Genomic DNA, 3,650 nt, shown 5'->3' on the forward strand with positions numbered 1-3,650 from the left:
TTTTAGGGCTTCTCCGCTTACCATTTCTAACTGATAGATATAATGAAAGATAATATCTGAATCCAAAAATGCTTCATCCCTGATTTCAACAGAATCACTTGCACTTCCACCGCCATAAATGCAACCATCATCTCCAACGGAAACATATGACCTGGAGCTATTTTCAGTAATAAAGCGCAAATATAGATGTCCCTCATAAAAGCTGATGACATATATAGTTTCGATGGGTTCATAGTTTAATTCTTCTGTAACGCTTATTAACAGTTCCTTGCTACCATCGTCTCCACAGTCTATGTAGCGGGTTTCCAATGTATCAGAATCATCCGGATCATACCATCTGGATAACGCATACTTTTCTCCATAAATATATGAAAAATAAGTATCATATGCCTTTATTCCATATTCGCACCTTACCGTCGTTTCATTATTTATAAAAGCTTCATATGCTTCATCTGCATCTTCATATTCATTATCCGGTAAGTCTGCGTTGCCAAGGTTACGGAATATACCGTTTCCATTCTGTTTAAAGAGTTTGAATTCTTTGATTGAGTCATCAAAGCTTTTTTCACATTCTTCAAGATATGGAATCATATCTTCAGGCTTTTTTCCTTCAGATAAGGTAACCTGATCAGATGCCATCTCCATTATCTGATCATAAATATCTTCAGAAGGTCCATCATACTCGCTACTTCCTGCATCTCTCTTCCACTGGAATAATGAATAACCCATTTTTGAAGAGTCGTCTGACAATATTATACTGATCTTCTGGGTATAGGATTCGTCATCTGTCTTACCGCTATATCTGTTGCCGGATTCATCTTCATATGAATTGATAAGTGCAAAGCCATTCTTTGAAATGTAATCACAATCAGAATTATATTTGCGATTTATCGAATTATAGATTTCATCCTTATCGCTGTCATAACTAAATACAACCAGCCTCTCTTCATCATCTTCAAAAGACAAAATAACCAGTTCTGCAATTCCATCACCGCTAAGATCACAGCATACGTATTTATAATCTCCTGTTATATAATCCGAGAAGTATTTATCATCAGATCTGGTAGCGATTTCTTCATTTACAAATTTTATATAGTATGAATATGGTGACTCTGGAACATATTCAGCCATTGGAGAGTCCCACAAGGTGTCTTCATTATCATTTTGATCACTGCTGCCAGATTCAGAGTCTGCTTCGCTATTTTTTTCATCAGAACTATCTGACGAATTCAAATTGTCATTCTCTTCCTGACTTACATTATCAGTATTATTCTCATTTGTATCGTCACTCAATTCAATAACCGAAGAAGTACACCCGGATATAACCATCGCAGTTGCCATAACTCCTGCTACAGATTTAATAATATTCTTTTTCACTTTTACTCTTCCTTTTCCTGTAAAATCATTAGAAATCTGCTCCCCAATGACACTTTTCAGAAGTTATTCTTCCATCAAGATAAAAATTTCTTTTGATTCCTCCAAATTCAGGGGCTCTTACACTTACAGAAACATAATCTTCATTCCATTCAATTAAAACTCTGTTGTCCATATGACTTCTTGTAAGTTGATCAGTAGACATTGCATCAAAATCAGCTCTTGATATTTCACCATTTGGTCCATATAAAATACATATGCAATGATATTCAGATTTTTTTAATATCCTATTTGATAAAACGAAATGTAATAATTGTCGTCTGATGGTTTATGTACAGTTTTTACTTCTCTTCTTCCTAATTTAAGAAATACCATTAATGAGATAATTAAAACTATTCCAACAAAACAGCCTATTTTTTAATTGTCTTTTTCATTTCTTACCACCAATACTTTCAATTACGCTTTGTCCGAATTATTCTTCCGTCAATATAGTATCTTATCTCAACCTCTCCTAAGTCTCCTTCTCTAACGCTAACTGAAACATATTCATCCATCCAGCAAGTAAAGATGTTGTATCCTTCTTTCATATATGTATATCCTGATTCAATTGATATAGCATTAAAATACTCTTTTGAAATCACTCCGTCAGGGCCGTATAAAACACATAGGCACTGATATTCACAACTTAGGTAATATCCTATCTGATATATCTTAATGTAATAATCACCGTCTGATGGCTTTTGAAGATACACTATTTCTCTTCTTCCAAATTTTACAAAAAACACAAAAATCAGAACAAAAACTACAAGAAAACTTGTGATAATAATTTTCCTTTTCATCATGCACCATCCAATTCATTTACAATTATTTATATCCATCTATATATTCATATGCATCATCACCAAATGCGTTTTCCTGATTAACAATGTATGAGCCTTTATTAACCTCAACAGTAGGAATTGAAGGGTCATCAAAATCAATTTCATATGAATAATACATTTTATATGGATCTTCAGGAGTCCATCCACTATCTTCATCGACTCCAGCATCTGCTATTATTGTAGAAAACCCAATCTCATTCCAATTATACAATCCACCTTTTGAATAAATATCTGCATGTGCCTGAGTTTCTGCTCCAAAACTAAGTAAAGTTGGATTTCCTGTTATTACACACATAAGTGCATCGATTTCGTCTTGAGATAACCCATCTTCCATATTTATATTTAGCGTAACTGTATAATCAATATTTCCATTAGAATCTTTGATTTCTTCTAACTCAACTATCTCAGCTTCCACTAATTCATGTAATCTATGCTGACAAAACTCATCAAAAATATTTAATGTCCAATGAGTTGTGTATTTACCTGTATCTTTATTATAAAGCTTCGGATTATTTAAACTTTGCTGAATTGCCAAGCTTCCGGTGTCTCTAGTTCTGAGAGGATACTTTCAGCAGTTTCAATTTTATTCCTTACATTTAACGCACTCTTTCCTGCTGCCTCCATAGCTTTAACAAGCGCTCCACAGGCATTTCTATCACACAATAGTTCTCCACTGCATTCTCCAGAATCTGATTCTGATGGTGTTGAACCATCTCTGAATATCTGAGGGAATCCATTACAGAAGTTCTTGGATTCATAAGCTGTCTTCTGAGCTTTCATTATCGCTGTATTTATTGCATCGATCTCTTTCCATGTCTGTGGCATTTCTTTATATACAAGATCTCCAAGGAGTTCTCTTGCCATATCTGCGTCTTCGCCTTCCCAGACATCTTCTGTCATGGAATTCAGATCATTTCTTACATCATTTATTACCTGCTCTGTGGCAGTCATTGCTATTTCCTGTTGTTTCTGGACTTCCTTTAACTGGTCAAGATCCCATTTTACTCTACTCATATCATTCTTCAACCTATTCTGCACTTCGCAAAAAACATTCAGCCCTTCACCAATCCACGTCCCACAGACAAGGAGTCGAGGTAATACGACCATCTAAATAGTAATCTCTTATGATTCCAGTGGTTGCATGATCCGCTGATTTTACAGAAACATAGTCTTCATGCCATACTATTTTTATACTTATACCTTCTATCAAATAATGTGGTTCAAGCTGATCTGTTGAAAATGCGCCAAAATACTCTCTTGATATTTCTCCATCGGGTCCATACAGAATACTTACACAATGATAATGTGTAGTATACATATACCCAATCTGATATACCTTGATATAGTAATTATTATCCGAAGGATTATGAACCGTTGCTATTTCCTTTCTTCCAA

At 34.6% G+C, this 3,650-nt stretch carries 6 protein-coding genes; all 6 read right to left on the bottom strand.

Going from position 1 to position 3,650, the window contains the following annotated elements; genetic code table 11:
* A partial coding sequence (locus K6G87_RS14745) for a hypothetical protein (RefSeq protein ID WP_296838880.1) occupies positions 1 to 1,377 on the bottom strand: 1,377 nt, incomplete at its 3' end.
* 28 nt (positions 1,378 to 1,405) lie between these two features.
* Complete coding sequence (locus K6G87_RS14750; RefSeq protein ID WP_296838882.1) at positions 1,406 to 1,579, bottom strand: hypothetical protein; 174 nt, start codon at positions 1,577 to 1,579, stop codon at positions 1,406 to 1,408.
* 247 nt (positions 1,580 to 1,826) lie between these two features.
* On the bottom strand, positions 1,827 to 2,216 hold the full coding sequence (locus K6G87_RS14755) for a hypothetical protein (protein ID WP_296838885.1): 390 nt from the start codon (positions 2,214 to 2,216) through the stop codon (positions 1,827 to 1,829).
* Between the two features lie 22 nt (positions 2,217 to 2,238).
* On the bottom strand, positions 2,239 to 2,790 hold the full coding sequence (locus K6G87_RS14760) for a hypothetical protein (RefSeq protein ID WP_296838888.1): 552 nt from the start codon (positions 2,788 to 2,790) through the stop codon (positions 2,239 to 2,241).
* On the bottom strand, positions 2,769 to 3,269 hold the full coding sequence (locus tag K6G87_RS14765; protein ID WP_296838891.1) for a hypothetical protein: 501 nt from the start codon (positions 3,267 to 3,269) through the stop codon (positions 2,769 to 2,771). The genes K6G87_RS14760 and K6G87_RS14765 overlap by 22 nt, the downstream gene beginning before the upstream one ends.
* A 46-nt stretch (positions 3,270 to 3,315) precedes the next feature.
* Positions 3,316 to 3,650 (bottom strand): hypothetical protein (locus tag K6G87_RS14770; protein ID WP_296838894.1); only part of this gene is annotated, 335 nt, incomplete at its 5' end.

Source organism: Butyrivibrio sp. (assembly GCF_024699075.1).